The organism is Actinoplanes sp. NPDC051633, assembly GCF_040681735.1.
GTDB lineage: Bacteria > Actinomycetota > Actinomycetes > Mycobacteriales > Micromonosporaceae > Actinoplanes.
The window spans coordinates 1-1,160 of sequence record NZ_JBFAZH010001748.1 but is presented as its reverse complement, the minus strand read 5'-3'; the positions used below and the strand labels follow the sequence as shown (position 1 = coordinate 1,160).

Below are 1,160 nucleotides of genomic sequence, written 5' to 3'. Positions count from 1 at the left end.
TGATCCTGGGGGGACGTGAGGTTGGTGGCGACCGCCGGCTCCCCGCTCACCGGTGCGGCCGACCCGATCTGGAAGCACTCTGTCGAGGTGGCCACGAGCTGAGGGGCCACCCGCACCCCGGTGCAGCCGCGGTCGGCGCCGACGTTCACCTTGACCACGTACCCGTAGGCGGCGTCGGCCGGAGCCGATCCCCCGGCCACCGCGAACGCCTGACCGCCGGCCGCCAACCCGGCCAGCCCGACCGCAAAGACCGCCAGCACTGCCATAGCGCCGCCACCGACCCGCCGCACCCTTCGTCTGCGCGTACCGATACCCATCTCTTCCTCCCCCGTTTCGTGCACAAATCCACGTTGGACAGCGGGGCCCAAACTAACATCGATGCACAATGATGAGTGGCGGGTTTCGGCAGCAGCGGGTGACTCATTGTCCGTGGCGGACACCGGCCCTCGGCGCGGGCCTGTCGGATGCGTCGACACCAGGATTGATCGCCGAATCACCGAACAGATCGTCGAGCATCGGCGCGAGCTGCGTGTTCGCCGAATGACTCGGCTCCGGTGTGGTGCGATCGCGAGGACGCGCCGGCTTCTCACCGGCCTCAGCAGGGCAGGTCTTCAAGAGTGGACCGAGGCTGTCGGTGTCGTGTGCTGGGACCGGCTCGCACGATAATCCCGCCCGCAGATCGTGCGAGCGTTGTCGGACCTTGCTGACGACGGCCAGGGACTGGTTCACGCGGATCCGGCCCGCCCCGGTCGCCTGGTCGGCAATCGATCTGAGCTGGCCTTGCTGGTCCACCACGAAGGCGTCGATCCTCGCGAGCGGGCTCGGATCTCGTTGGGCGACAGCCGCGCCGGTCAGAAGTCTGACGCCCTCTCTGGTGTCGGCATCCATGTCATCGAGCATTTCCGGCAGACCGGCCTCGCCGGCCGGCAGCGAGGCGGCCTCCTTCAGGCGGTTACGGGCAAAATCCAATGACAACTGGCCGCGCGTCACATCAGAGCTGGTGAACGCCGGCTGTGCGCGTTCGGTGATGCGTATGACGTCGTACAGTGCATCGCCCCGTGACTCACCATCGGCCGCAGCTATACCGGAGACCGCCATGGCTCCGGCGGCGATGCCGGCGACGATGGCACCCCGGGAACGGATCCTCCTGCGTTTGTCCC

1 protein-coding gene and 1 pseudogene are annotated in these 1,160 nt (G+C 67.7%); both read right to left on the bottom strand.

Annotation, left to right across the window (positions count from 1 at the left end):
* Window positions 1-266 (bottom strand): annotated as a pseudogene (locus tag AB0M20_RS44865) (hypothetical protein); the annotation flags it as partial.
* Window positions 267-420: 154 nt separating this feature from the next.
* On the bottom strand, window positions 421-1,160 hold a 740-nt coding region (locus tag AB0M20_RS44860; protein ID WP_364307719.1), incomplete at its 5' end, for a DUF5667 domain-containing protein.